The sequence below is a fragment of the Pseudomonadota bacterium genome, from assembly GCA_026388215.1.
Taxonomy (GTDB): Bacteria; Desulfobacterota; Syntrophorhabdia; order Syntrophorhabdales; family Syntrophorhabdaceae; genus JAPLKF01.
In genome coordinates this window covers 1-3,096 of record JAPLKF010000161.1, presented here as the reverse complement: position 1 = coordinate 3,096, position 3,096 = coordinate 1, and the positions used below count along the sequence as shown (strand labels likewise).

3 protein-coding genes are annotated in these 3,096 nt (G+C 47.5%); all 3 read left to right on the top strand.

Annotated elements, in window-relative coordinates; genetic code table 11:
• Positions 1 to 886: elongation factor 4 (locus tag NTU69_09170; GenBank protein ID MCX5803678.1), on the top strand; the 886-nt coding region annotated here is incomplete at its 5' end.
• 38 nt (positions 887 to 924) lie between these two features.
• Positions 925 to 2,058 carry a radical SAM family heme chaperone HemW gene (gene hemW / locus NTU69_09165; protein ID MCX5803677.1) on the top strand — a complete coding sequence of 378 codons (1,134 nt, stop codon included), beginning with the start codon at positions 925 to 927 and terminating at the stop codon, positions 2,056 to 2,058.
• 586 nt (positions 2,059 to 2,644) lie between these two features.
• On the top strand, positions 2,645 to 3,096 hold a 452-nt coding region (locus NTU69_09160; protein MCX5803676.1), incomplete at its 3' end, for a GTP-binding protein.

Below are 3,096 nucleotides of genomic sequence, written 5' to 3'. Positions count from 1 at the left end.
CGACGACTATCTATCGCTTGCCGAGGCGCTTGAAAAGTACAAATTGAATGATGCAGCCCTCATTTACCAAAAGGATTCATCTGCAGCACTGGGGCAGGGCTTCCGCTGCGGATTCCTCGGGCTCCTTCACCTTGAGATCTTCCAGGAGAGGCTTGAGCGGGAGTTCGACCAATATATCATCATGACTGCGCCGAGTGTCCAGTACCGCTTATTACTCACCGACGGCAGTACGGTAATCATTGATAACCCCGCATATTACCCTGACCCGACAGAAATCAAGAAGGGCGAAGAGCCTTATATCAGGGCAAACATCATGATTCCCGAACGTTACGTAGGGGTTGTCATGAAGCTCTGCATGGATCGGCGCGGAGTTAATTCTCATCTCAGCTATCCTGCTTCAGGCCGCGTCGAGATTGCTTTTGACATGCCTCTAAGTGAAGTAATCTTCGACTTTTACGACAGGCTTAAAAGCATCACCCAGGGATACGGGTCTTTCGATTACGAGATTATCGATTACAGGGAAAGCGATCTGGTAAAGTTTGACATACTCGTAAACGGGGAAAAGGTGGATGCCCTCTCGATGATCGTTCACCGCGAACATGCCCGTGATAGGGCGCTAAAGGCATGTGACAGCCTGAAAGACGAGATACCGAGGCAGCAATTCAAAATAGCTATCCAGGGCGCCATTGGGGGTAAGATCATTGCCCGTTCGACCATCTCGCCTTTCAGAAAGGATGTTACTGCAAAATGTTATGGCGGGGACATTACCCGGAAGAGAAAGCTACTTGAAAAACAGAAAAAGGGTAAGAAAAGGATGAGAGTTGTCGGTTCGGTTGAAATCCCGCAGAGTGCATTCATGGCAGTGTTAAAGACAGACACTGAGTGAATAAATCCCGCAGAGTGCATAGCGCAGAGGGCAGAGAGATGAAAAGCAGCGTTGAGTGTGATGAAGTGCCCGGACTCTATATCCACATTCCTTTCTGTAAGACAAAGTGCCCGTACTGTGATTTTTATTCTGTAACAGACCTTTCTCTTGTGGAGTCCTGGCTTGATGCCCTTCAAAAGGAGATATCTTTCTATAATACGGACTTTATTGCCTTCGATTCACTCTATCTTGGCGGCGGGACTCCTACCCTCCTGAGCAATCAACAGATAGAGCGCCTTCTAAATAACCTTCGAAGCCATTTTGTCTTTCTCCCCGGCACAGAGATAACCGTTGAGGCAAACCCCGATGATATGACAGCCGGGAAATTGGAGGCATTACGTGCAATCGGTGTCAACCGGCTGAGTATAGGTGTCCAGTCCTTCAATGAAAAAGAGCTCATGTTTCTGAACAGAAGGCATACCGGCTATGATGCTGATAAGGCAGTAAGGCTTGCAAAGTCCTGCGGCTTTTTCAACATCGGGATAGACCTTATGTACGGCTTTCCCGGGCAGACTAAAGAAAGCTGGTTAGAGACAATGGAAAAGGCGGTTAGGTTTGAACCAACCCATCTTTCCTGCTATCAGTTCACGCTGAAGGAGACAACACCATATGGTAGATTAAAGACGGAAGGCAAGCTAAAATCCATCGGAGAAGAGAAGGAAAGGACCTTCTTTTTGCTCACGTCACAGTTTTTAAAGAAACATGGTTTTATCCACTATGAAGTTTCCAACTTTGCGAAAGAGAAAAGATATTTCTCACGCCATAACCAGAAATACTGGCATCATGTCCCATACCTCGGACTCGGTCCGGCTGCCCATTCTTTCAAAGACGGTGTAAGATGGTGGAACTGCAGGTCTGTTGAAGGGTATTGCCGGTTGCTTGCACGGGGAGAAAAACCTGTTGAGGGATCAGAGACCCTCTCTCCTGAACAGTTAAGACTGGAGCGCCTCTATCTCGGCTTCAGGACTGAAAGCGGCGTCTCTATCGATGATGCCTGCGGCAGTCCTTCAATGACTCAGGTCTTATCGCAATTAAAGCGGTCCGGGTTTGTGAAGATTCTAAATGGCAGGATAATCCCCACCCAGAAGGGTTACCTCATCGCAGACCGCCTTCCCCTTATGTTTGTCGGGTAATACCATTTTATACTCTTCGCCATCAATTACCATTGCTTGACAGCGGGAACACATCCCCTCGCACTTTCGCACTACTCTCCCGACCATTGTAGGGCTTGCATCGCTTGATGTGCAAGGGCGGAGGCTACCCGAAGATGTTCAGGCCTGCACATCATCCCGCTATGGTGGGAACGCTTTCCACCAGCCGGGTACCTGTGGAAGTATGACACGGGTGGCCCCCGGTCGTGTTGCTCAATACTGCCTTCGCAATTAAACCTTACCGTGAGTCATACTCAGGGAAGATGTTCCCGCCTTTATAGAGTTGATGATGGCGAAATGGTATAAACGTTTTTACCTGAAAGCTTACGGCCGATAGTTGATGGCTGAAAGCTAAAAAATACTTGACAACCTATTGAAATAGCAGGAAAATGGAAAGTAAAAGGAGTGGGAATAATGGAAAAAACTTATAATTCAAGACCTGACCCCTATTACTTGACCCCTATTACTTAGCTGATAGATTTTCATCCATAACTGAAGGAATGCTTTCGAAAAAATGTTTACCTTATACCAAGAATGGGTTAAATAAATACGCATAAAGAAAGGGACTATGAAAAGGATACGAAATTTCAGCATTATTGCTCACATAGACCACGGGAAATCAACGCTCGCCGACCGTCTGATCCAGCACACAAACCTTGTGGATGAGCGGCAGTTCCGCGACCAGATACTCGATAACATGGATATTGAACGTGAACGCGGTATCACCATTAAGAGCCAGACCTTTAACCTGCCTTACAAGAGCAAGGGTGGCGAAGAGTTTGAGTTAAACCTTATCGATACCCCGGGCCATGTAGATTTTTCCTATGAAGTATCCCGTGCGCTCGCCTCATGCGAAGGGGTGCTCCTTCTCGTTGATGCCTCGCAGGGGGTTGAGGCGCAGACACTGGCAAATCTCTATGCCGCCATGGAACACAACCTTGTGATTATCCCGGTCATCAATAAGATCGACCTGCCTTCTGCCGATATTAACAGGGTAAAAGAGGAGATAGAGCATGAACT

Bases quoted from the DNA above. Each gene is read 5' to 3' on its own strand.
- hemW (MCX5803677.1), top strand. From the start codon at position 925: ATGAAAAGCAGCGTTGAGTGTGATGAAGTGCCCGGACTCTATATCCAC.